Origin of the sequence: Chryseobacterium jejuense (assembly GCF_900100075.1) — a bacterium.
GTDB classification, from domain to species: domain Bacteria; phylum Bacteroidota; class Bacteroidia; order Flavobacteriales; family Weeksellaceae; genus Chryseobacterium; species Chryseobacterium jejuense.
The window spans coordinates 192312-215392 of sequence record NZ_FNEG01000003.1; the positions used below are offsets into that span (position 1 = coordinate 192312).

Genomic DNA, 23081 nt, shown 5'->3' on the forward strand with positions numbered 1-23081 from the left:
TGAGTATTTTGAAAATGATTATATTTTTGAAAGATTCTCTAGAGCCTTTTCCAATGTTTCCTGTTTCTTGGCAAAACATAGTCTGATGACATTTTCATTGATCTTGTTTTTGTAAAATGATGAGAACGGAACACTCGCCACCTTATGATTAATGGTCAGTTCACTAGCGAAATCAAAGTCATTTTTATCTGAAATCTTAGAATATTTTACTGCCTGGAAATACGTTCCCTCACAATCCAGGAGCTCAAAGGAAGTTCCGGAAAGTCCTTTTCTCAGGAAATCTCTTTTCTCCTGGAAGAATTGATTCAGATGAAGATAATGTTCATCATTTTTCATATACTCAGCCAAAGCAAGCTGAATAGGAGTATTCACACAAAAAACATTGAACTGATGTACCTTTCTGAACTCATCCGTTAAAGCTTTGGGAGCGGCACAATATCCAACCTTCCAGCCTGTAACATGGAAAAGCTTTCCAAATGAAGCTACAAGAAGGGACCTTTCTTTAAGCTCGGGATATTTACAGATGCTTAAATGCTCTTTCCCATCAAAAACAATATTTTCATACACTTCATCACTTAAAATAAGGATCGAAGTTCCTTTTACCAATTGAATAAGCTCGTTGATATCCTCTTCTGTTAAGATTTTTCCTGATGGATTATTCGGGTTATTAAGGATAATCATCTTGGTTTTATCGCTTATCAGGCTTTTCACAACAGTCCAATCAATTTGATAGTCTGGAGCCTTCATTTCAAACCGTTTTACAATACCTCCAAAAAGTTCAACAGTAGGTTCATAACAGTCGTAAGCCGGTTCAAAGATAACCACTTCATCATCTTTTTTGATAAAAGCTGCGATGGCTGTAAAAATAGCCTGGGTTCCGCCAGCAGTAACCGTGATTTCAGAATCCGGATGATAAGAACTTTGGTGGCTATTTTCAATTTTTCTTGCAATTTCTTCCTTCAAGCCAATCATTCCTCCCAAGGGTGCATATTGATTAAACCCTTTTTTCACAAAGTGATCTACATTATTTAATAACTCGAGATCCGGCATGAAATCAGGAAATCCCTGAGAAAGATTAATAGCTTCATTTTCATTGGCAAGCTGTGTCATTTGGCTGAAAATAGTAGTTCCCACATTGGAAAGTTTCGATAAAGGAAGTTGTATCATAAAAACAAATTTTGTTGATACCGAATTTAATGAATTATTTAAAACGCTGTTCATTTAAATATTCCTATGATAATCTATATACCTAAACAAAATTATTCGTGGCCATTAAATATTCTTTTAGATATCTGCGTCATCAGCAAAATCTGCGAGGCCTTTTTAGGTTGGAAAACGCAATGGCGCAAAGGATTAATCATACAGACCGTATTTAAGGCGCAAGAGAATCCAAGATTCTCAGCAAAGAAAGGTTTTTACAAGATTTCTATTATCACAATTGATACATTAGTAAAAATCATTCGTGAATTAGTGGCGTTTAGAAATTCTTTTAGATATCAGCGTCATCAGCAAATTCTGCGAGAAAATTTTAGGTTGGAAAACGCAATGGCGCAAAGGATTAATCATACAGACCGTATTTAAGGCGCAAGAGAATCCAGGGTTCTCAGCAAAGAAAGGCTTTCACAAGATTTCTATTATCATAATTGATACATCAGTAAAAATCATTCGTGAATTAGTGGCGTTTAGAAATTCTTTTAGATATCAGCGTCATCAGCAAATTCTGCGAGAAAATTTTAGGTTGGAAAGCGCAATGGCGCAAAGGATTAATCATGCAGACCGTATTTAAGGCGCAAGAGAATCCAAGACTCTCAGCAAAGAAAGGTTTTTACAAGATTTCTATTATCATAATTGATACATTAGTAAAAATATTTCGTGCATTGGCGGCGATTATAAAAGGCTATTTTAGCAGTATACCATTTTATCGGAGATAAAATCCTTGCGCCTTAAAAGCAGTTATTCAAAAAAACGTTGCGACTTTGCGATTTCCAACATGTTTCAACGTTGAGATTGCTTCACCTTTGGTTCGCAATGACTAGAACTGAAATTATTTTTTTAACCACATAGATACATAAGGTTTATGTGTAAATAAAATAATTCGTGCATTGGCGGCGATTATAAAAGGCTATTTTAGCAGTATACCATTTTATCGGAGATAAAATCCTTGCGCCTTAAAACAGTAAGTATTCAAAAAACTTTGCGACTTTGCGATTTCCAACATGTTTCAACGTTGAGATTGCTTCCCCTTTGGTTCGCAATGACAAGAACTAAAATTATTTTTTTAACCACATAGATACATAAGGTTTATGTGTAAATAAAATAATTCGTGCATTGGTGGCGATTATAAAAAGCTATTTTAGCAGTATACCATTTTATCGGAGATAAAATCCTTGCGCCTTAAAACAGTAAGTATTCAAAAAACTTTGCGACTTTGCGATTTCCAACATGTTTCAACGTTGAGATTGCTTCACCTTTGGTTCGCAATGACAAGAACTAATTTTTTTTTTTTAACCACATAGATACATAAGGTTTATGTGTAAATAAAATAATTCGTGCATTCGTGGCCATTATAAAAGCCTATTTAAACATTTGTTTGAAGAATGTAACTTTTTGTTTTTAAATATGTTCGATGATGTTTATATTTGTTATGCTAAAAATAATATAAAACCCATGACAATGAAAATTAAGAAGATTGAGTTTCCGGCAAAATCTATTTTATCACAAGGAAAAGAAAAGTTTGATTATGCAGATAGTTTTACTGGCGGGTTGGTAGGAAATGGACAGAATTTTGACATGACGCAAGTTGGAAAAGCTTTCTTTACAAGCGGACCGAAATGGGGAAGTAAAATGTTTGCTTTCAGAAACAAGATGGTAGGATTATTCGGATTGAAAACGGGTGCAGAAACAGATCCGATGAAAGAAGTTGATCATTTTACATTGGAAATAGGAGATCGGGTAGGGCTTTTTAAAGTTTTTAATAAAACCAGTAATGAGATTGTCATTGGTGAAGATGATAAACATCTGGATTTTAGGGTTTCTCTTTTGTTTGATAAAAACCAGGGTGGTCAGGATGAAAATTCCTTAACCATTTCCACTACGGTAAAGTTTCATAACTGGCTGGGTATATTATATTTTTTACCGGTACGTCCCTTTCATAAACTCATTGTTCCGGCTATGCTGAAAAATATTATAGGCAAGCTGGAAGCGGCGAAACAATAATTTCTGAGGGTAAATGTCGGAATACAGACATTTACTCTTTATTTTCCATTCAATTAAGTCTACTTTTTTTTGATACGAATCCTGATTTCAGGAAGAATGTTGATAAAAAAAGGAAAACTAAAATTCGGATAATTTTGGACAATTTCGTACTTTTGTATGTTTGCTGAAATCATATATGTCACAAGAAATAAATCCAACCTACTCCGAAGAGAATATCAGAACCCTCGATTGGCAGGAACATATCCGTCTGCGTCCCGGCATGTACATCGGGAAACTGGGCGATGGCTCCTCTGCCGATGATGGTATTTACATTTTACTTAAAGAAATCCTGGATAACTCCATAGATGAGTTTAGGATGAGATCCGGTAAAAGAATTGAAATAAAGCTGGATGACGGCAAGGTTACTATTCGTGACTTTGGTCGTGGAATTCCGCTGGGAAAAATGGTTGATGCCGTTTCCAAAATGAATACCGGTGGTAAGTACGACAGTAAGGCGTTCAAGAAATCTGTAGGATTGAACGGGGTGGGTACCAAAGCTGTAAATGCCCTTTCAGAATACTTCAGAGTGCGCTCTTTCCGTGATGGAATGATGAAAGCGGCAGAGTTTTCCCGTGGGATGATCAAAGAAGACTTTGATGAAAAAGAAACTTCAGACCGAAATGGAACTGAAATTTCATTTATTCCTGATGGAGAAATCTTCCTGCATTTTAAGTACAGAAAAGAGTATATCGAAAGAATGCTCCGCAACTATGCATACCTGAACCCGGGGCTGAAAATAGTATTCAATGGAGAAACCTATTTTTCTGAAAACGGTCTTAAAGACCTTTTAGAAGAAGAATTGGAAAGCGATATCCTGTATCCGATCGTTCATTTAAAGGATGAAGATATTGAAGTTGCCATCACCCATTCTGATAAATCACAGACGGAAACTTATTTTTCATTTGTTAACGGGCAGAATACAACACAAGGTGGTACTCACCTTAATGCTTTCCGTGAAGCGTATGTGAAAACAATCCGTGAGTTTTTCAATAAAAGTTTTGATGCCTCTGATATCAGAAAATCAATTATTGCAGCCATTTCCATTAATGTGGAAGAGCCGGTTTTCGAATCTCAGACCAAAACAAAACTGGGATCCAATGATATGGGACCTAACGGGCCAACCGTAAGAACCTTTATTATTGATTTTCTAAAAAGTAAACTAGATAATTTCCTACATAAAAACCCCGAAATAGCAGAAGGAATTCAAAGAAAGATTCTGATCTCTGAGAGAGAGAGAAAAGAGCTTTCAGGAATCCAAAAACTTGCAAGAGAAAGGGCTAAAAAAGTATCCCTTCACAACAAAAAACTGCGTGACTGCAGACAGCATTATAACGATCAAAAAGCTGAGAGAAAAGGAGATACGCAAATCTTTATCACCGAGGGAGACTCCGCATCAGGATCAATCACCAAATCAAGAGACGTAGAAACACAGGCGGTATTCTCATTAAAAGGAAAACCTCTGAATTGCTATGGTTTAACGAAGAAAGTAGTGTACGAGAATGAGGAGTTCAACCTTCTTCAGGCTGCTTTAAATATTGAAGAAAGTTTGGAAGACCTGAGATACAATCAGGTAATTATTGCAACCGATGCCGATGTGGATGGAATGCACATCCGTTTGTTGATGATTACATTCTTCCTACAGTTCTTCCCGGATCTGATTAAAAATAATCACCTTTATATTCTTCAGACCCCGTTATTCAGGGTTAGAAATAAAAAGGAGACAAGATATTGTTATTCAGAAGCAGAAAGAGTAAAAGCCTTGAATGATCTAGGAAAGAATCCTGAAATTACCCGATTCAAAGGATTAGGGGAGATCTCTCCGGATGAATTTAAGCATTTCATTGGTAAAGATATCCGTTTAGAGCCGGTAGTAATAGGGAAAGATCAAACCATAGACCAATTACTGGAGTTCTATATGGGTAAAAATACACCAGACAGACAGACTTTCATTCTTGAGAACTTGGTAGTGGAAGATGATACTGATATAGACAAAAAAAACATACCTGATGAAGTAAGCAGCTAATACACCTTACGAACACCAGATAAGAATCACAATGAGATTAAGTAACCGTAGTAAAACATCATTTTATAACTTCATAAATACACTGTTGGTAATGATAACAGTGTTTGGAATAGCAGGATTTCTAGCCAATAAATACAGGTTTAATGTATTAGGAGTGGAAAGCTATCTGATGATTATTGTTCCTGTATTGCTATTGATAATCTTTCATCTTAACGGACGACAGATTTTTGAATACGACAGTGATGGTGAAGCATTGCATTTTAAGAACAGGAATATCATTCCCTTTTTAAGCAAGCCTCTTCACGATGAGTTTCCGAAATATAAACTGATAAAATATGACATAGTTAGTATTTTCTTTATCAAAAGATTATATATTACCGTCTCTAGTAAGAATAATGGATCTACGATGTTGAAGTACCAGGTTTCTTACTTAACCAGAAAAGAAGTAAACGATTTAAAACTCTCTCTGAATAAAGTTTTAAAAGCTAATAAAGAGAAAAAAGATTAATATAACAGATGACGACAGAAGAATATTCGCATGAGGGTGAAAGCTTGAAGAAGGTTTCCGGTCTATACAAAGATTGGTTTCTGGATTATGCTTCCTATGTAATTTTGGATAGGGCGATTCCTTCGATATATGACGGGCTAAAGCCTGTTCAGCGAAGAATTATGCACTCTATGCGGGAACTGGAAGATGGCCGTTACAATAAGGTGGCCAATATCGTGGGAAATACCATGAAGTATCACCCTCACGGTGATGCCTCCATTACAGATGCCATGGTACAGATCGGGCAGAAAGAATTGCTGATCGATACTCAGGGAAACTGGGGGAATATCTATACAGGAGACTCTGCCGCCGCCGCGAGGTATATTGAAGCAAGATTAACTCCTCTAGCATTAGAGGTAGTCTTCAACCCTAAAACTACGGACTGGACAAAATCCTATGACGGGAGAAATAATGAACCCATTGATCTTCCGGTAAAATTCCCATTGCTTCTTGCACAGGGGGTGGAAGGAATTGGGGTAGGACTTTCCACAAAGATCCTTCCACATAACTTCAATGAGCTTATCAATGCTTCTGTAGCCTATTTAAAAGGAAAGAGATTTGAGATCTATCCGGACTTTTTAACAGCCGGTTATCTGGATGTATCAGAATATAATGATGGTCACCGTGGCGGAAAAGTAAGAGCCAGAGCAAAAATCACTCAGACAGATAAACATATGCTGGTGATTTCTGAACTTCCTTATTCCAAGACAACGAGTGATCTGATTGATTCTATCCTGAAAGCCAATGAAAAAGGAAAAATCAAGATCAAGAAAATTGAAGACAACACGTCTGATAAGGTTGAGATCCTGATTCATATTCATAATGATGTATCTCCGGATAAAACTATTGATGCCCTGTATGCTTTTACAGACTGCCAGGTAACAATTTCTCCGAATGCCTGCGTGATTGTTGGTGATAAACCAATGTTCCTTAATGTTTCTGAGATTCTGAAAACGAATACGGATCACACGGTATCATTGCTGAAAAAAGAGCTTGAAATAGAACTTCATGAGCTTCAGGAAAGCTGGCATTTCTCCTCACTGGAAAGAATATTCATCGAAAACAGAATCTATCACGACATTGAAGAAGTGAAGACCTGGGAAGATGTAATAAAGACGATAGATGCAGGATTAAAACCACATACCAAACATCTGTTAAGAGCTGTTACTGAAGAGGATATCTTAAAGCTGACCGAAATCAGAATCAAGAGGATTTCAAGATTCGATTTAGATAAATTCAAAGAAAATATTGCCTCTTTGGAAGGTAAAATTGAGCAGGTAAAATACCATCTTGCCAACCTGATTGCGTATGCGATTGAATATTATCTGAATATCCAGAAGAAATACGGAAAAGACAAGCAGAGAAAAACAGAACTTAGAATCTTTGATACTATTGATGCAACCAAAGTAGCGGTGGCCAATGAGAAGTTCTATGCCAACTTTGAAGAAGGCTTCATCGGAACATCTCTGAAGAAAGATCAGTACATGTTTGATTGTTCGGATATTGATGATATCATTACTTTCAGAAAAGATGGTAGCATGAAGGTGGTGAAAGTGGAGGCTAAAACATTTATCGGAAAAGATATTCTTCACGTTGCCATATGGAAGAAAAATGATAAGAGAACAGTGTATAACATGATCTACCGTGAAGGCAGGGAAGGACCTTATTATATGAAGCGTTTCTCTGTAACCGGAGTTACAAGAAATACAGATTATCCGTTAGCTTCAGATAAGAAAGGTTCAGAAACATTATACTTCTCAGCCAACCCGAATGGTGAAGCGGAAACGGTTACGGTTCTTTTAAAACCAAATCCGAGAATCAGAAAGAATAAAATGGAGATCAATTTCTCTGATCTGGCCATTAAAGGACGTGATTCTAAAGGAAATCTGGTAACAAAATATGCAGTGAAGAAAGTAGACCTTAAAGAAGAAGGGGTTTCTACACTGGCTCCAAGAAGAATCTGGTTTGATGATACGGTACGAAGACTGAATGCTGATGTAAGAGGTACTTTGCTGGGTAGTTTCAAAGGAGATGATAAAATTTTAACGATCAATACCAATGGAGAAGTAAAACTAGTCTCCTTTGATCTAGGGAACCGTTTTGATGATGAATATCTGATATTGGAAAAATGGAAGCCTGAACAGCCTATTACGTGTATTTACTATGATGGAGAAAAGGATATCTATTTCATCAAGAGATTCTTACTGGAAAATACAGTAAACATACAAACCTTTATGCCATCTGAGCATCCGAAATCATTCATCGAGAATGTGATTGTAGCGAATGATGTAACGGCGGAAATTATTTTTGCAAAAGATAAAGGAAAAGAACGTGACCCGGAAACTATTAATATAGACGAATTTATTGCTGTAAAAGGAATAAAAGCGATAGGAAACCAGTTTACGAAATTTAAAGTAAAAGCCATCAATATCACCATTCCTGAACCTGTAGAAGAGGAACCGGAAGTATATGAAGATCCGGAACCAACCGGAGATATGGATGAAGAAGGAGGAATTATTGGAGATCTGTTCCAGGAAGATGGAGCTAATGAAACTGAATAGAGCTTCTACTTAAGAATAAAATAAAAAACATCAGATGGATATATTGGTTTTGATTATTATTGCCGTTACTTGTGTATTTAGTTACATGGGTTTCAACAATACGGTTTTATTTGAAAAATATAAATTCAATGTTGGAGCCATTGCCAACCGTAAAGAATATATAAGGCTGATAAGCTCTGCTTTTTTACATGCAGATTTTATGCACCTGTTTTTTAACATGCTTTCCTTATACTTCTTTCAGGGAGTGGTGGTTCATTTCTTTGGAGAAATTGGATTCTTGATTATCTATTTCGGATCAATGATCCTTGGAAACTTATTCAGTTTACAGATTTATCAGAAACAGCCTTGGTATTCTGCAATCGGAGCCTCAGGAGCTGTTTCGGGAATCATTTTTGCTTCCATAGCCATGGCACCGAATGAAATCAGCGTGAATTTCTTACCGGGATGGTTATTTGGAACTTTGTATTTTGGATATTCCGTATACATGATGCTGAATCCTAAGCAGTGGGACAATCTGGGCCATGCTGCTCACCTTGGAGGAGCCTTTTTTGGGTTAGTGTACTCCATTGTACTGCATCCGCAATTGGCTATGACTAATATTTTATATCTAGGAGTCATGTCATTACCGCTGATTTATCTGGGATATCAAATTTTTGTCCGGAAACGAATCGGATAAAAAGACTATTTTTACTCTAAAATATCAAAACCAATGAACACATTAGAATTCAACAGTTTCATCGTGATACTTATCTATGGTTCATTGGTTTTGCTTTCTCTGCTCAATATTGCCAACCCTTTAAAGGTTAACCGAAAAGCTAATTTCTGTTTTGGAATTTTCCTCTTTCTTTGGTCTACCTTCTGGTTAGATGAGATTCTTTTTCTGATTACCGGATCGCCCATTGAATTTCATTCCTTATTTCCGGTTCGGATTGTACAATATCTTACTCCTATCTTTTTTTATTTCAGCGTATTATTTTATACCAATCCTTCTTTTAGATTTAAAGTAACAGATCTGAAATTTCTGTTGTTACCGGCAGCATTCGTGATATGTCTTGGATTGGTTAGCGTAGGGTATACCAGTCCTTTCGATTCCTTAAGCATTATCCTTATCTTGGTTCAGGCCTTGTTTTATACCTTACTTTCTTATATCACTATTAGAAAACATCAACGAAAGATCCAGCAGTTTTCTTCCAATACCGAAGGAATCAATCTGAACTGGCTGGAATACATTATTCTGGTGATTCTTGCTGTGAACATTATTTACGTAGTATACAATCGGTTTTATGATCCAAAATCATTAAACTTCTTTATTAATGCCGTATTCTTGTTTGTTATTTATTGTGTTGGATACTATTCTTTAAAGCAGAAAGAAATTTATCCATTGGAAGAAAAACAGCGCGAAGAATTAATTTCTATGCAGGATGATTCTGATTCTGAAGAAGTAAAAAGAAAGCTGATGCCGAATGAAGAGCTGGAAAGAATCAAAGTACAGCTTGAAAATATAATGGAAACCCAGAAACCTTATTTAGACAGTGAACTGAACCTTATTAAGCTGGCAGAAATGTTATCTGTTTCTACTCATCATTTATCCTATGTAATTAATACCGGTTTTCAAAAGAACTTTTTCCAATACGTGAATGAATTCCGGGTTGAATATGCCAAGCAGCTTCTTAAAGATTCCGGCAGTAAATTATCTATTCTGGGAATTGCTTACGAATCAGGTTTCAATTCCAAGACTTCCTTCAATACTACTTTCAAAAAAGTAACTGGACAAACTCCTTCCGAGTTCAAGAAATAAGTTCCGGTTTATAAACTTTTACTTTTGAACTTAATTCAATTAGTTGTTTGTCAATTGGTTGAATTGTTTTTGTTTTTTCATTGAAAATAGGTTCGTTCAGATAACCTGGAACATTCAAAGGGCATTTCCACGATAGCTTTGTACTGTAAAATTTAATCTTATGGATACCAAAGAATCATATGCTGTGGTTACAGGAGCCAGCCAGGGACTGGGAAAAGCCTTTGCTGAAAAACTGGCAGAAAAAGGCATCAATCTTATTCTCGTAAGTCTTCCCAATCAGAATTTAACAGAACTTTCCCAAGCACTGGAAGAAAAGTATCATATAAAGGTTCATTGCTATGAAGTAGACCTTTCTGTCAATGAAAACGTATTGAAGCTTACAGAATGGCTTAATTCGTCTTTTAATATTCATATTTTAATCAATAATGCAGGGCTGGGGGGAACAAAGAAGTTTACGGAGGCAAGCCCAGAATATATCAACACGATTTTGCAGGTTAATGTCACAGCAACATCGCTTATCACCCACCAATTACTTCCCAATCTTCTAAAGCAGCCTAAAGCTTATATTTTAAATGTTTCAAGCATGGCGGCGTTCTCTCCGATAGGGTTTAAAACTGTATATCCTGCCTCTAAAAGTTTTATCCATTCCTTTTCAAGAGGTTTGCATGAAGAATTAAAAGACACTAATGTCTTTGTAAGCGTAGTGAATCCCGGAGCAATGAAAACCAATGCGGATGTCTGTAAAAGAATTGAAAAACAAGGCGTTTGGGGCAGACTGACGCTTTTAAATCCGGATAAAGTAGCAGCCCGTTGTATTCGGCAGTTATTTAAAAAAGATTCCGTAATTATGGTCAATCCAATAAGCTGGCTGGTGATGAAGATTCTGCCGATATGGATTAAACTTCCCCTGATGACCCAGGCTATAAAAAGAGAGATCAAAGCATGAAAAAAGTTTTTGTAACCGGAGCTACCGGGCTTCTGGGAACCAATGTTATCATTAAATTATTACAAAATGGTTATTCTGTTACTGCTCTGGTGCGCCAGAAAAGCAAATATCTGGGTGAAGAAAATGAAAACCTGAAACTGATTGAAGATAGTCTATCCTCAGATCTTTCAGTATACCTTACTCATGTTGACTGTGTCATTCATATAGCTGCAGAAACGAGTCAGAACCTGATTCGTTATGAAGACTATAAAAAAATAAACTATGACCTCACTGTACATTTGTTTTCCCAAGCGGAAACCTGTGGAGTAAGAAGGTTTCTGTTTGTAAGCTCAGCCAACACCATTGGATATGGAAATGAAAAACAATTAGGAAATGAGAATGAGCTTCAGAAATATCCTTTTACAGACTCTTTTTACGCACAGAGCAAGTTGGCCGCTGAGAACTATCTTTTAAGGAACCAGAAGGATATGGAAGTTATCATTCTGAATCCTACTTTTATGATTGGAGCTTATGATACAAAACCAAGTTCCGGGAAACTGATTTTCTGGGCCTGGAAAAAGAAGCTGATCTTCTATCCAAAAGGAGGAAAGAATTTTGTTCATGCAGAAGATGTTGCCAATGGAGTAGTTGCTGCAATTGATAAGGGAAAAAACGGAGAAAAATACTTATTGGCTCATGAAAATCTAAGCTATAGAGAATTTTTTAATAAAGTAAACCGGATTACCCATCAAAAGCCAATCATGATAGCCATTTCTAATAATTTTTTAAGTTTTCTTGGATTAGTTGGTGACGGTTTGAGAAAATTGAAGATAAAAACAAATCTCAGTACTTCCAATATGAAAGCGCTCCAAATCAGGAATTATTATTCTCATAAGAAATCAATAGAGGAGCTTGGGATTCAATACCAGCCTATCAATAAAGCGGTTGAAGATGCTGTTCGGTATTTTATTAAAAACAATAAGAGTTGATTTTTCATTCTGTAAATAAAAAAGCCAGCTTTTAAAAGCTGGCTTTATCAAATTATCTTGTTATGGTCTGAGTTATATTTTTATTGGAAACAACGCAGGCTTTGCTACAGTTATTTGTACTTGAAATATTAACCTGTACCAGTGCCGGCAATGATCTGTATTCTTCCTTATTATAAGGAGCTTCAGTACCATTGCTTCCACCGCCCTTAATATCATATTGTATTTGGGCAATTCCTGTAAATCCACTGGCAGGCCTAAAAGAAAGGGCTCCCGTAGTGGATGAATAGGTCCATGTTCCTTGGCTGTTGGTATAAACATTACCTGTTATATTCGGAATCACAGCTCCATTGTTATCCAAAAACCGAAATGAATTAAAATCAAGGTTATTATAGGAAAGTGTAGGCGGGTTTTGACCACCTGCTGAAGAATAGGCTGCATCATTAAGCAAAGGATAATAGATTGATTTGATTCCCGGGCAACCACCAAACAGGTCATCTGTTACTTCAGCAGCATAAGGTCTTGTAACCCCTAAGTTTTTCAATAAATGGATGTTTTTAGCAGCTCCTGTAGAAGCAGCAAATCCAATTCTGAAAGTTGAAGGAGCTGAAGTATCCAGAGTTCTTACCGTAGTGTTGGATATGGTAGTTTCTGTATATTTCAGTGAAGTTGGGTAGTAATAATTATCAATCACTTTTTCCTTCACATTTCCGTGCTGTATTTCCAGAGTTATATTGTAACCGCCGGCAGGATTGGGCACCAAAACAACATATGCTTTACGAAATCTTACATCATTTTCATTTTGAGGAATGGTAGTTCCTCCGCTTTCAATACTGAATTGCTGAAGACCTGCGTTTTTAATACCAATATATTTTCCCGTTGTAGTATCCAGATAAGCAGATCTGTTGCTGCTGGAAGGGGAAGCATTGGTTGCAATACTGTAAAGCAATGGGTAACCATTGTATCCCGCAGGCTCAGCCGATGATAGATATTGGTTTCCACGCTTACCTCTTAAAGAAACATTGCTTCTTCCATCGGCTAATGTTACTCCAAATATCCCATTTCTCACTCTTTCACGCTGGTTAAAGCTTGTTTTGAAATTTCCAAATTCATCCAGCCCTATTCCAAGATAGGCTCCTCTCAATCCTTCCGTGGATTCTCTGCCGCGTACAAAACTATATCCTAATCCTCCTCCAAAATATCCCAGATTAAGCTGATCTTTAGGAATAGATCCGTCTACCAGAAATATAGAAATACCGTCTCCTCCGTTGGTATTTCCTCCATAAATGGCAAATTCAAATTCGAATTTAATTCCCTGATCACTTTTGAATATCTTATCCGCGAGGATTACTCCTCCTGAAATGTTATTGATGCTGCGGGTAAGTCGTAATCCATCCGTGGTAAAGGTAGCATCATTCTGCACACCACTTGTTGCTACTTTATAGGCTTCCTGAGGCTGTAATCCTTGTGTAAAGTTGACAAAATATGGATATCCGGTTCCCTGTTCATTCTGCGCCTTAATATTTTGAGCGAAAATAACCAGAGGAAACGTAAGCAAGAGCCTTTTGTATCGCATAATTGATTTACTTTTTATCATAACTCAATTATTTGACAACAAAAACAATATTGATAAAAGAACAGTCTGTAGCGGCTGCTTTTACATCATACCTCATTACACCATCATCAGAAATAGTAATATTACTAAATACATTAGGATCAGCATCCGTTACATAATAGTAAAGATCTCTGCTGGAAGGGAAAAAAGGAATGGCTGCAGGAGCACTGGTGCTTTTGGCTCTTGGAGATCCGAACTGAGTCTTATACAGTGTATATAAATCTTTAGTTCGGCCAGCTGCAGTGGTGGAAGTATCAAAAGAAACACTAGGCATATAAAACATTTTTACAGCATTATTACTGATGCATAGCCAATCTGGGCTGGTTGGTGTTCCCACATTCTGACTTAAACATTTCTTATCAGTGTCATAAATAAGAAGGGAGTTAGCTGGTTTGGAAATAGCATCTCTTTTTGCAGTAGTAAGTCTTGGTATCAACATTCCCTTATCCTGACTGTAAATATCAAGGGCTGCACTGCCATCTGGAGTAGGAGTATTAATCCCTACTTGAGCAAATGAAAACGAACTTACTAAAACGATTGGTAGAAATAATTTTTTAATCATGATGTTCTTAAATAATTTTTTATCTAGGTATTTTATGTTTTTTTTTAATGGTTATGTTTTTAGTTAAGACGAATCTTCAGGAGGCTTAGTTCCAAAAAGGAAATAAGGATCTCTAACAGTTCATTGAAACAATGAATTGCTATTTTCAAAAAATGACATAATGAGGCCTTTTATTTCAAAAGCCAATAACAGATATAACAGTGATGTCTCATAGAGAAACATACTATGCTTAACTGGAAAGTCGAAAAAATGAATTGAGTTAAGTGACCGTGTAAGCCCTTAAATAAGTAAGATTCATCTTCCCTCGTGTTTTTTGTAAATGTACGAATAAATTACTTGTTGGCTTGCTTTCAGAAGGTTGAATTTTAATTTATCCTCAATAGTTAATCTAATTATTATATTTTAGTTTAAATTTTTATATAATTAACAATTTATTGGGATTATTTTTAATGTGTAAATCTTTATGTTTTATTAAAGAATCTTAAAATGAAGTGTATTAACACGGATAAATTGGAGAAAATACGGGGAAATTCTCTTTTTTTTTATCTAATGAACTGAAAAATAGTCTAGTTTGAAAAATGAGTCAAAGCTTCATCCAATGTTCCTACAAAATTAACATGCCCGGTTTTATTACTTTCAAAGATAAAATCCTTCATGCTTTTGCTTTCATACTTGCTGAAATCTCCAATAATAGCCAATCCAATGCGGTAATTGGAAAATTTTTGCAGAATTTCTCCTGCTATTTTGGTTTTCAGATCAAAAAAATCGAGAGTAATGTTCTTTTCATAAACAATTACTTTATCGAAGCCCTGATAATAGATATTTCCCATGAGATCCAACCCATCTTCCGCAGATTGAATGATGATTTGATCCGAAGTAACTTCAGCAATTTTTATATTTCCGGCATTGTGTGGTTTGATGATCATGAGTTATGTGATGTATGGTTATGAGAGATAAAATTACTTATTTTCTCCCATAAATAAACCGGTCATTTTCAGATAAGTCTTTTAATAACTGTGCGTTGGAGAAAAAATTATACAGATCCAGCGTTTCAGGTCCCAACTTTTGGTTGATTTCTAAAAATAGAAGTCCATTATTTTTCAGATGTTCTCTGGAATCCTCTGCAATCTTTCGGTAAAAGATCAAAGCATCGGAAGTAGGGGAGAACAGTGCCATAGTAGGTTCAAACCCTTTTACGGAATCTTCGATCTCTATTTCTTCTTCAATACCTATATAAGGTGGGTTGGAGATGATAACATCATATTCTCCAGTGAGCTGGATATTCAGATAGTCTGCATGGATTAACTGAATATCAAGTTGGTGATAGGCTGCGTTCCGTTGTGCTGTTTCCAAAGCTTTTTCAGAAAAATCTATGGAAGATATTTCAGCGTTTGGAAAATGCTTTTTCAAAACCAAAGGAATCACTCCGCTTCCCGTACCAATATCAAGAATCTTTAATCCCGAACCATTATTTTCTAACTTTTGAATTTCACGGATCGCTATTTCCAAAAGTTCTTCTGTTTCAGGACGCGGAATTAAAACATGTTCATCCACAAGAAAAGTCATTCCGTAAAACTCCGTTTCTCCAAGAATCTGCTGATAAGGTCTTCCGGTTTTAAGCTCAGAAACCAGAGAACATAACTTTTGTTCATCATCTGTCAGAAGTTCCTGTTCGGAAAATCGTCTTTGTTCAAACGAATTGAAGCCTACAATTTTATGAACCAATATAGAGACTAAAAAAGCACTTTCCGACTCAGTATAAAGGTCGGAAAGTTCTGCTTTGAAGTGTTTTTTAAATGTTGATATTGTCATTTATCTTGTGAAAACCAGTTTAGTGTCAGTAGATTTTTCTTCATCAATTCTGTATCCTTCATAATCGAAAGCCTTTACATCATCCAACGTCTGAGCATTGGTTTCTGCACAGAATCTTACCACAAGACCTCTTGCATGTTTGGTATAGACTACAATAGTTTTCAGTTTACCCTCTTTCAATTCATAAAAATCAAAATCAATCACCTTATGGTTCAGTTTTTTCCTGTCGATAACTTTTCCATATTCATTACTGGCTAAATGAAGCAGAATTTCTCCTTTTTTCATCTCAGTATTCAGCTGTTCTGTGATTTTTTCTCTCCAGAATTCATATAAGTTTTTATACTGGTCGAACTCAAAATGACGACCCATTTCCAACCTATAAAGCATTACTTTATCAGAAGGCTTCAGAAGACCATATAGTCCGGAAAGCATTCTGTAGTTCTTTTGAAGATAATCTACAGCCGTTTTGTCAAGTGTTTTGGCATCTAATCCTCTGTATACTTCTCCTGTAAAGGCAAGCATAGCAGGAGCAGATTCTTTAGCTGTAGGCTTTGATTTCCATTTTTGATTTCTTTCCCAGTTTTCATCAGCCAGCTTAGGCGAGATTTCCATAAGTTCGGAAAGATATTTTGGTGATTTTTCTTTTAAATAAGTTTGTATAAAAGCTGCCTCTTCAATGAATTTAGGAGTCGTTGATTTCAACAGGTCTGTTGAATTTTCTACGTTCATTAATTTGGCAGGTGATGTTACAATTTTCATAATGTTAAAATACAGATAAATGTTTAAAATCAATAAAATTCATTGCCATCAGCGTGACAAAGTCAATCATAAAATGACAGACAATAAGAATTTTAATATTTGAATATTTTTTATAAAACATAGCAAAAACGACTCCAATAAAGAAAGGTACAACGACCTGACCTATGGTTCCGTAAGTGCTGTGCAGAATTCCGAATAAAGCAGCAGAGACTAAGATCCCAGCTAACGGACTGTTATATATTTTCTCAATCCTGGGTTGTATATATCCGCGCATCAGAAGCTCTTCTACAGCGCCGGCTGTAAAACATGTAAAAATAATTAAAAAATAATCATTTTTAAAAAGGGTAGTGAATTGTAAAATTTTACTGCCATCTTCTTTATGGATTAAAAACTGAATCAATCCATTTAAAATAGCTCCCCCAAAAACACAGGCCAGATATAAAACGATTACCGCCTTAATGCTGAATGCAATTGAATATTTCTTTTCTATTTTAAGTAAAAAAGAACCTTTTTCAATAAAAAGACTATACAGAAATGTGATAAGTAAAACGGCCCAAAGAGCAATTCTACTTAGAGAGAAAGTATTTCCTGTAACCGTTTTTACCCCTGTAATCATACTGATAACAGGGAAAACATAAAGCATCATGATGCCTAAAAGCACAAATGTAAGTAGAATTCCTACAGAATATTTTCCATTAAGCCCCATAAAACCTATCAACCATAACTATTATGCTACACCAGAACCTTAAATGTCAAAACTTTTGAATTAAATAATTCCTTTTCCCTGACGAATAATTTCAGGTTCTCCGGAAGTAAGATCCACAATAGTTGATGCTACATTATCTCCATATCCGGAATCAATAACGATGTCTACCAGATGATCGTATTTTTCAGCAATCAGTTCTGGATCTGTAGAATATTCGATAATTTCATCATCATCTCTGATGGAGGTTGATGCAATAGGGTGGCCCAATTTTTCAACAATAAGCTGTGGAATGGGATGATCCGGTACACGGATACCGATTGTTTTATGTCCTTTATAAGCTAAAGGCAAGCTTTTGTTAGCTTCAAGAATAAAAGTGAATGGCCCCGGAAGGTGACTTTTCAGAAATCTGAACACTGAAGTATCTATAGGTCTTGTAAAGTCAGAAAGATGACTCAGATCATTACAGATTATCGAGAATTTTGACTTTTCAAGCTTTAATTTTTTGAGTTGAGCCAGCTTCTCCATGGCTTTTATATCAAAAATATTACAGCCAAGTGCATAAATTGTATCGGAGGGATAGATAATCAATCCGCCATTATTTAATGTTTTAATGACTTCATTCACAAGATTTTCCTGTGGGTTGTCGGGATAAATTTTTAATATCTTTGCCATAAAACAAAGATACAAATAATAAAATAGTTTTCATAAAAGTCCTTTATTTAAAAGAAAAATTAGGATTTGTGAAAAATATTCGTACCTTTGCAATCCAATATCGCGGGATGGAGCAGTAGGTAGCTCGTCGGGCTCATAACCCGAAGGTCATCGGTTCGAGTCCGGTTCCCGCTACTAAGCAAGTGTTTTCGGTAAACACTCTAAAAATACACCGCGGGATGGAGCAGTAGGTAGCTCGTCGGGCTCATAACCCGAAGGTCATCGGTTCGAGTCCGGTTCCCGCTACTAAGTAAGTGCTTTCGGTAAGCACTCTAAAAATACACCGCGGGATGGAGCAGTAGGTAGCTCGTCGGGCTCATAACCCGAAGGTCATCGGTTCGAGTCCGGTTCCCGCTACTAAGTTAAGTGCCTTCGGTAGGCACTCTAAAAATACACCGCGGGATGGAGCAGTAGGTAGCTCGTCGGGCTCATAACCCGAAGGTCATCGGTTCGAGTCCGGTTCCCGCTACTAAGTTAAGTGCCTTCGGTAAGCACTCTAAAAATACACCGCGGGATGGAGCAGTAGGTAGCTCGTCGGGCTCATAACCCGAAGGTCATCGGTTCGAGTCCGGTTCCCGCTACTAAGCTGGAGAAGTAATTTGATATTGCTTCTCTTTTTTATTTCCTGCTATTAATACCTTCATATACTTTCCTGATTATATAATTGATGAATACTTCTACCAGCGTTTTTGTCATTGCGAGCAAAGCGAAGCAATCTCAACTTTGAAAATAGGTTGGAAATCGCAAAGCTGCAAAGCCTTTTTGAATGACTGCTGTTGTAAGGCACAAGGATTTTATCTCCGATAAAACTGAATATGGATAGTTTTCTAACAGATTTCACTGATTACACAGATGCTTATAAGGGAGCTTTTGATTCCTTTTTAATGGCCACGTAACGTTTTATAAAAAACTCTCGCAGATTTTGCAGATGAGGCAGATTTTTGAAAAAAATAATCACCACGAATGCATGAATGATTTTGTTTACAGATAAAGCCTATGTGCCTATGTGGTTAAAAAAAAATACAAAGGTACATAGGCTTTTAAAACTTATTTATTCGTGCATTCGTGGCAAAAAATATGGGTCTGTGTTTCTAGCTCCAAGATACTGAGGGTATCTTTGGAGATTCAGAAGATATTAATCATTCTTCTTCGTAGCCACTACAGAGTAAACCATAGGGATTTTGTCTTCCAAATGGGCTATCCTATATTTTTTGGGTTCAAATTCAACGATTCCGTTGAAACAGTTGTAAGGAGAATAATCAAATTCATCAAGACTGTTGATTTCTAGTCCGTTTTTGATCAGGCTGTTCATTACTTCACTTAATCCATGGTTCCATGTTACAGTAGATTCAGTTATATCTGCATTTCTATCAGCGTAGGTTCCGCTTACAGTTTCTACGATGGCTTCTGAATTAAAATATCTGTAACCTACTGATTCAAAGTTATCATCAAACATCCAAACTACAGGGTGGAATTCAACAAATACAAATTTCCCGTTAGGTTTTAAAAAGTGGGTAATGACTTTAGCCCATTTATCAAGATCCGGTAACCAGCCAATAGTTCCATAGCTGGTAAAAACAATATCAAACTGTTTATCCAGATGATTAGGAAGATCATAAACGTCACTGCAGATAAATTGAGCATTTGAATTCGTCTCACGTGCCAATTGCTGAGCGCTTTCAATGGCTTTATCAGATAAATCAATTCCTGTTACTTCAGCTCCAAGTCTGCTTAGAGAAATGGTATCCTGCCCAAAATGGCATTGTAAATGTAAAACAGATTTTCCTTTTAAATCTCCTAATAGATTCAGTTCAATATCGTTTAAGGAACTTTTTCCATTCAAAAATCCATCCACATCATAAAATTCTGAATTGATATGAGATTCGGTTCTGTTATTCCAGGAGTTTCTGTTAATTTCTAGATAGTTATTTTCGGGTTTCATTTTGTAATTAGTTTTTAATGAATATGAAAGTTACTAATTTACATAAAATTTATCTTTATTTTAAATGTTGAGTTTGTTGCAACTTCCACTGTTGATATTCTTCTCTCATGCAATGACCACATGGACGATATCCATTTTGTAAAGCTTCAAATTTATCGGTAAAGAAAACCCTGTTTCCTTTTTTCATTCTTTTTCCTGATCTACAGCTAAGTAATCCAAATATTTTCAGGTTTTTATTTCCACCCAGATGGATTTCCTGCTTTCGTATTTTACTTCTTAGTTCTGAATCTGAAAGTTGTGAGTGTAGTAGCATGTTTTTATTGTAGTAAGGAAGCTGGAGGCTGGAAGGGGGAAGTTCCTGAAGCCTGGAGTTTAAATGTTGTTGTATTGTAATTAATTGAATTGAATGGGGGTATGGATTTTATGTCTACCATTAACTTCCATCCTCCCGCTTCCATCTTCCATCTTTTACTCCAATCAACTCTCTGCATCATGGAAAATAATTCCCAAGGCATAACGTTTTCCTGTTTTTACTTCACTTACGCCATGTTTCATGTTGATCCTGTAATATCCTTTTGTTCCTTTTTCGGGTTTAAAATTGGTGGTAAATATAAGAATGTCTCCTTTTTTAGGTTTTAAAACGATGGCTTTGGATTGGGCTCTTGGCACTTGTTGAGTAAGGACAAATTCACCACCTGTAAAATCCTGCTCAGGTTCACTCAGCATCAATACAATCTGAATAGGGAAATAAAGATCACCATATAAATCCTGATGCAAAGTATTGAAACCACCTTCTCCATATTTCAAAATCAGGACAGTAGCTTTTAGCTGATTGTTGGAGTGACATTGCTTCAAAAATTTCTGATGTTCTAAAGGAAACGATGTGTCAATATTTAAAGCTTTAAACCATGTATTGGCAATTGGGGCAAGATGTGGATAAATATGGGTTCTTAGGTTCTGAAGTAATTCCGGTAGCGGATAATTGAAATATTTATATTCACCCAAACCGAAACGATGTCGAGCCATGACAACGGTTTTACGATAGAGTTCAGATTGATTGTAATCAGAACTTAGCGTATCACATTCGTCATTTGATAATAGATTGGGAAGAACGGCATATCCGTTCTGATGCATAGATTCCGTAATAGACTGCCAATCTGTATTTTCAATTCTTTGGAGTAGATCTGTCATTGTTTTGCTTTTGTTGAGCAAAGGTCTGAAGTTGTAAGGATGTATAAAATCCGAAACGTGCGGTATGTAGGCTTTTGTAGAATATTCTTAAATCTGGTTACCAACCTTCTGGACTATCTTTATAACTTAAATCTGGATGGTGATTATAGTCCTGTTTAAAGATACTTTTGCAGTGTTAATTAAAATCAATATAACAATGAATTACACAATTAAAAAAGCGAGTCTTGAGGATCTTAATGAAACTGCAGAATTATTTAATCTTTACCGTGTTTTTTACAGACAGGAATCTGATGTAGAAAAAGGAAAAGCGTTTCTTAAAGAAAGATTCCTGAACAGTGAGTCTGATATTTTCCTAGCCTATGTTGATGGTAAAGCCGCAGGATTTGTACAGCTTTACAAACTATTCCATTATACTAAATTACAAAAACAATGGCTGCTGAGCGACTTATTTGTACACCCTGACTATAGAGGGAAAGGACTTTCTGTAGGGTTAATAGACCGCAGTAAGCAATGGTGTGAGGAAACAGGAGCTTGCGGACTGATGCTTGAAACGGAGAAAACAAATGAAATTGGAAACACACTATATCCTCGTTGTGGATTTGAATATGATGGATTACACAATTACTACCACTGGTGGAAATAAACAAAAAATGAAAGTTGATATGGGATACTTATTCCCTCTGGCATTAGTTATTTATACGTAATAATGAGTAGTATTACTTCTACAATTGCTGATATTTAATTCTACAGCTATTCTTTTATGGGTAGGGCACATAGTCCTATTTTTGTACAACTCTTATAGATCAAGGGTAGGACAGTTGATTCTATAGAGTTTATGCAAATTATCTCCGCCTTATTTCTACTTTTTCCCCAGGTTTTATGATTAGTACCACAAAACTGCTTTTGGCGGGGATTTTTTGCTACAAAAAAAGAGAACTGCAAAAGCAGTTCTCTTTTTATATTGTTAGAATATATGTTTTCTTATTGAGCCAGTTGCGCATAAGGTGCTAACTTATTGTCGTCGCTCATCGTGGTTCCAAGGAATTCTCTTTTTTGGTCTGCTTTCATTCTGCCTGCAGCATCGTTAGCATTGAAATAGGCCTCGGTAAGCTTCGTTGCGATGTCAGCAGGTTTGAATTCAAATTTAGTATCTCCTTCTACTCCTAAGTATCCATTTTTTCTGGTAAGGTTAGAAATATAGTTGCTATAATTGATGAATGTATTTCTAAGGTATTGAGTATGGTATTCCATACATTTTTTAGCTTTCTTGGAAGAGTTGTTCATAATACAGTTTTTCATATTATTTCTGTATAAAAACCATTCGGATTCTAAGATGCCATATTCTTTTCCCAGTGCAGTTTTTCCGTTGATAACGATATTATTGTCGCCTTCTTTTGTAGCAATGGCCTGAAGATGTTGAATGACTAATGGAACTGTAGCTTCAATTTTAGATTTAGTATCCTTTAAGATGCTAAGATCAGCAGCTGGAGATTTTTTCTTTTGTGCTGTAGTAACATTAAAAATAAGCAGCAGTAGTACAATCAATAAATTATATCTTTTCATGAGAAATTTTTAAGGCACTAAAATAAATATAATTTCCCGGTTTTAACAAATTCATTTTAATTTTATTTAATAAAATTTAACAAATCTACAATGTAAAGTGTTCATCTTTGTATAAATGATGGTTT

General features: G+C 36.0%; 22 protein-coding genes and 5 tRNA genes. 15 read left to right on the forward strand and 12 right to left on the reverse strand.

Features of this window, described 5'->3' with window-relative positions; translation table 11 throughout:
• Positions 1-18: 18 nt before the first annotated feature.
• On the reverse strand, positions 19-1167 hold the full coding sequence (locus BLS98_RS09980) for a methionine aminotransferase (protein ID WP_089736812.1): 1149 nt from the start codon (positions 1165-1167) through the stop codon (positions 19-21).
• A 66-nt stretch (positions 1168-1233) separates the two neighbouring features.
• Here BLS98_RS09980 and BLS98_RS09985 point away from each other — a divergent pair, with 66 nt between their 5' ends.
• The 9 genes from BLS98_RS09985 to BLS98_RS10025 all read left to right on the forward strand — a co-directional run bounded on the left by BLS98_RS09985 (position 1234) and on the right by BLS98_RS10025 (position 12098).
• On the forward strand, positions 1234-1581 hold the full coding sequence (locus tag BLS98_RS09985) for a hypothetical protein (protein WP_089736070.1): 348 nt from the start codon (positions 1234-1236) through the stop codon (positions 1579-1581).
• A gap of 1092 nt (positions 1582-2673) precedes the next feature.
• Positions 2674-3216: a DUF2867 domain-containing protein gene (locus tag BLS98_RS09990; RefSeq protein WP_167356204.1), complete on the forward strand. Its 543-nt coding sequence runs from the start codon at positions 2674-2676 to the stop codon at positions 3214-3216.
• Positions 3217-3391: 175 nt separating this feature from the next.
• Positions 3392-5278: a DNA topoisomerase IV subunit B gene (locus BLS98_RS09995; RefSeq protein ID WP_089736074.1), complete on the forward strand. Its 1887-nt coding sequence runs from the start codon at positions 3392-3394 to the stop codon at positions 5276-5278.
• 91 nt (positions 5279-5369) lie between these two features.
• Positions 5370-5786, forward strand: a complete 417-nt coding sequence (locus BLS98_RS10000; RefSeq protein ID WP_089736076.1) for a hypothetical protein — start codon at positions 5370-5372, stop codon at positions 5784-5786.
• A gap of 8 nt (positions 5787-5794) precedes the next feature.
• The gene (locus BLS98_RS10005) at positions 5795-8386 is read left to right on the forward strand and encodes a DNA gyrase/topoisomerase IV subunit A (protein ID WP_089736077.1); all 2592 of its coding nucleotides are present in this window, start codon (positions 5795-5797) and stop codon (positions 8384-8386) included.
• A 34-nt stretch (positions 8387-8420) separates the two neighbouring features.
• A complete protein-coding gene (locus tag BLS98_RS10010) occupies positions 8421-9062 on the forward strand; it encodes a rhomboid family intramembrane serine protease (RefSeq protein ID WP_089736079.1) in 642 nt (213 codons plus the stop codon).
• 33 nt (positions 9063-9095) lie between these two features.
• Positions 9096-10184, forward strand: coding sequence for a helix-turn-helix domain-containing protein (locus BLS98_RS10015; protein ID WP_089736081.1), 1089 nt, complete (start codon positions 9096-9098; stop codon positions 10182-10184).
• Positions 10185-10344: 160 nt separating this feature from the next.
• Complete coding sequence (locus BLS98_RS10020) at positions 10345-11130, forward strand: SDR family NAD(P)-dependent oxidoreductase (protein WP_089736082.1); 786 nt, start codon at positions 10345-10347, stop codon at positions 11128-11130.
• Complete coding sequence (locus BLS98_RS10025; protein ID WP_089736084.1) at positions 11127-12098, forward strand: NAD-dependent epimerase/dehydratase family protein; 972 nt, start codon at positions 11127-11129, stop codon at positions 12096-12098. Before BLS98_RS10020 ends, BLS98_RS10025 begins: the two co-directional genes overlap by 4 nt.
• A 52-nt stretch (positions 12099-12150) precedes the next feature.
• Here the strand turns inward: BLS98_RS10025 and BLS98_RS10030 are convergent, their stop codons facing one another.
• From BLS98_RS10030 to BLS98_RS10060, 7 genes are all read right to left on the reverse strand, one after another.
• Positions 12151-13692 (reverse strand): L-type lectin family protein, encoded by a 1542-nt coding sequence (locus BLS98_RS10030; protein WP_228425184.1) that lies wholly within the window; start codon positions 13690-13692, stop codon positions 12151-12153.
• A gap of 7 nt (positions 13693-13699) precedes the next feature.
• A complete protein-coding gene (locus BLS98_RS10035) occupies positions 13700-14272 on the reverse strand; it encodes a hypothetical protein (RefSeq protein WP_089736086.1) in 573 nt (190 codons plus the stop codon).
• Between the two features lie 566 nt (positions 14273-14838).
• Positions 14839-15198, reverse strand: coding sequence for a DUF4180 domain-containing protein (locus BLS98_RS10040; protein ID WP_089736088.1), 360 nt, complete (start codon positions 15196-15198; stop codon positions 14839-14841).
• A 37-nt stretch (positions 15199-15235) separates the two neighbouring features.
• A complete protein-coding gene (gene prmC, locus BLS98_RS10045; RefSeq protein WP_089736090.1) occupies positions 15236-16084 on the reverse strand; it encodes a peptide chain release factor N(5)-glutamine methyltransferase in 849 nt (282 codons plus the stop codon).
• Positions 16085-16843, reverse strand: a complete 759-nt coding sequence (gene yaaA / locus BLS98_RS10050) for a peroxide stress protein YaaA (protein WP_089736814.1) — start codon at positions 16841-16843, stop codon at positions 16085-16087.
• Between the two features lie 4 nt (positions 16844-16847).
• On the reverse strand, positions 16848-17549 hold the full coding sequence (locus tag BLS98_RS10055) for a CPBP family intramembrane glutamic endopeptidase (RefSeq protein WP_089736092.1): 702 nt from the start codon (positions 17547-17549) through the stop codon (positions 16848-16850).
• Positions 17550-17609: 60 nt separating this feature from the next.
• Positions 17610-18221, reverse strand: coding sequence for an L-threonylcarbamoyladenylate synthase (locus tag BLS98_RS10060; protein ID WP_089736094.1), 612 nt, complete (start codon positions 18219-18221; stop codon positions 17610-17612).
• 101 nt (positions 18222-18322) lie between these two features.
• Here BLS98_RS10060 and BLS98_RS10065 point away from each other — a divergent pair.
• The 5 genes from BLS98_RS10065 (at position 18323) to BLS98_RS10085 (ending at position 18841) form a co-directional block, all read left to right on the forward strand.
• Positions 18323-18395 (forward strand) — tRNA-Met (locus tag BLS98_RS10065).
• 38 nt (positions 18396-18433) lie between these two features.
• Positions 18434-18506 (forward strand) — tRNA-Met (locus BLS98_RS10070).
• A 38-nt stretch (positions 18507-18544) separates the two neighbouring features.
• Positions 18545-18617: transfer RNA gene (locus BLS98_RS10075), tRNA-Met, on the forward strand.
• Between the two features lie 39 nt (positions 18618-18656).
• A tRNA-Met gene (locus BLS98_RS10080) sits at positions 18657-18729 on the forward strand.
• Between the two features lie 39 nt (positions 18730-18768).
• Positions 18769-18841: transfer RNA gene (locus BLS98_RS10085), tRNA-Met, on the forward strand.
• A 554-nt stretch (positions 18842-19395) separates the two neighbouring features.
• Here BLS98_RS10085 and BLS98_RS10090 read toward each other — a convergent pair.
• The 3 genes from BLS98_RS10090 to BLS98_RS10100 form a co-directional block, all read right to left on the reverse strand.
• Positions 19396-20202, reverse strand: coding sequence for a class I SAM-dependent methyltransferase (locus BLS98_RS10090; RefSeq protein ID WP_089736096.1), 807 nt, complete (start codon positions 20200-20202; stop codon positions 19396-19398).
• 55 nt (positions 20203-20257) lie between these two features.
• Entirely contained in the window at positions 20258-20515 is a 258-nt protein-coding gene (locus BLS98_RS10095; RefSeq protein ID WP_089736098.1) for an Ada metal-binding domain-containing protein, read from the reverse strand.
• 164 nt (positions 20516-20679) lie between these two features.
• Positions 20680-21393 carry a 2OG-Fe(II) oxygenase gene (locus BLS98_RS10100; RefSeq protein ID WP_089736100.1) on the reverse strand — a complete coding sequence of 238 codons (714 nt, stop codon included), beginning with the start codon at positions 21391-21393 and terminating at the stop codon, positions 20680-20682.
• 196 nt (positions 21394-21589) lie between these two features.
• Between BLS98_RS10100 and BLS98_RS10105 the strand changes: the two genes are divergently transcribed.
• Positions 21590-22036 carry a GNAT family N-acetyltransferase gene (locus tag BLS98_RS10105; protein WP_089736102.1) on the forward strand — a complete coding sequence of 149 codons (447 nt, stop codon included), beginning with the start codon at positions 21590-21592 and terminating at the stop codon, positions 22034-22036.
• A 338-nt stretch (positions 22037-22374) separates the two neighbouring features.
• Here the strand turns inward: BLS98_RS10105 and BLS98_RS10110 are convergent, their stop codons facing one another.
• Positions 22375-22956 (reverse strand): hypothetical protein, encoded by a 582-nt coding sequence (locus BLS98_RS10110; protein WP_089736104.1) that lies wholly within the window; start codon positions 22954-22956, stop codon positions 22375-22377.
• Positions 22957-23081: the final 125 nt, after the last annotated feature.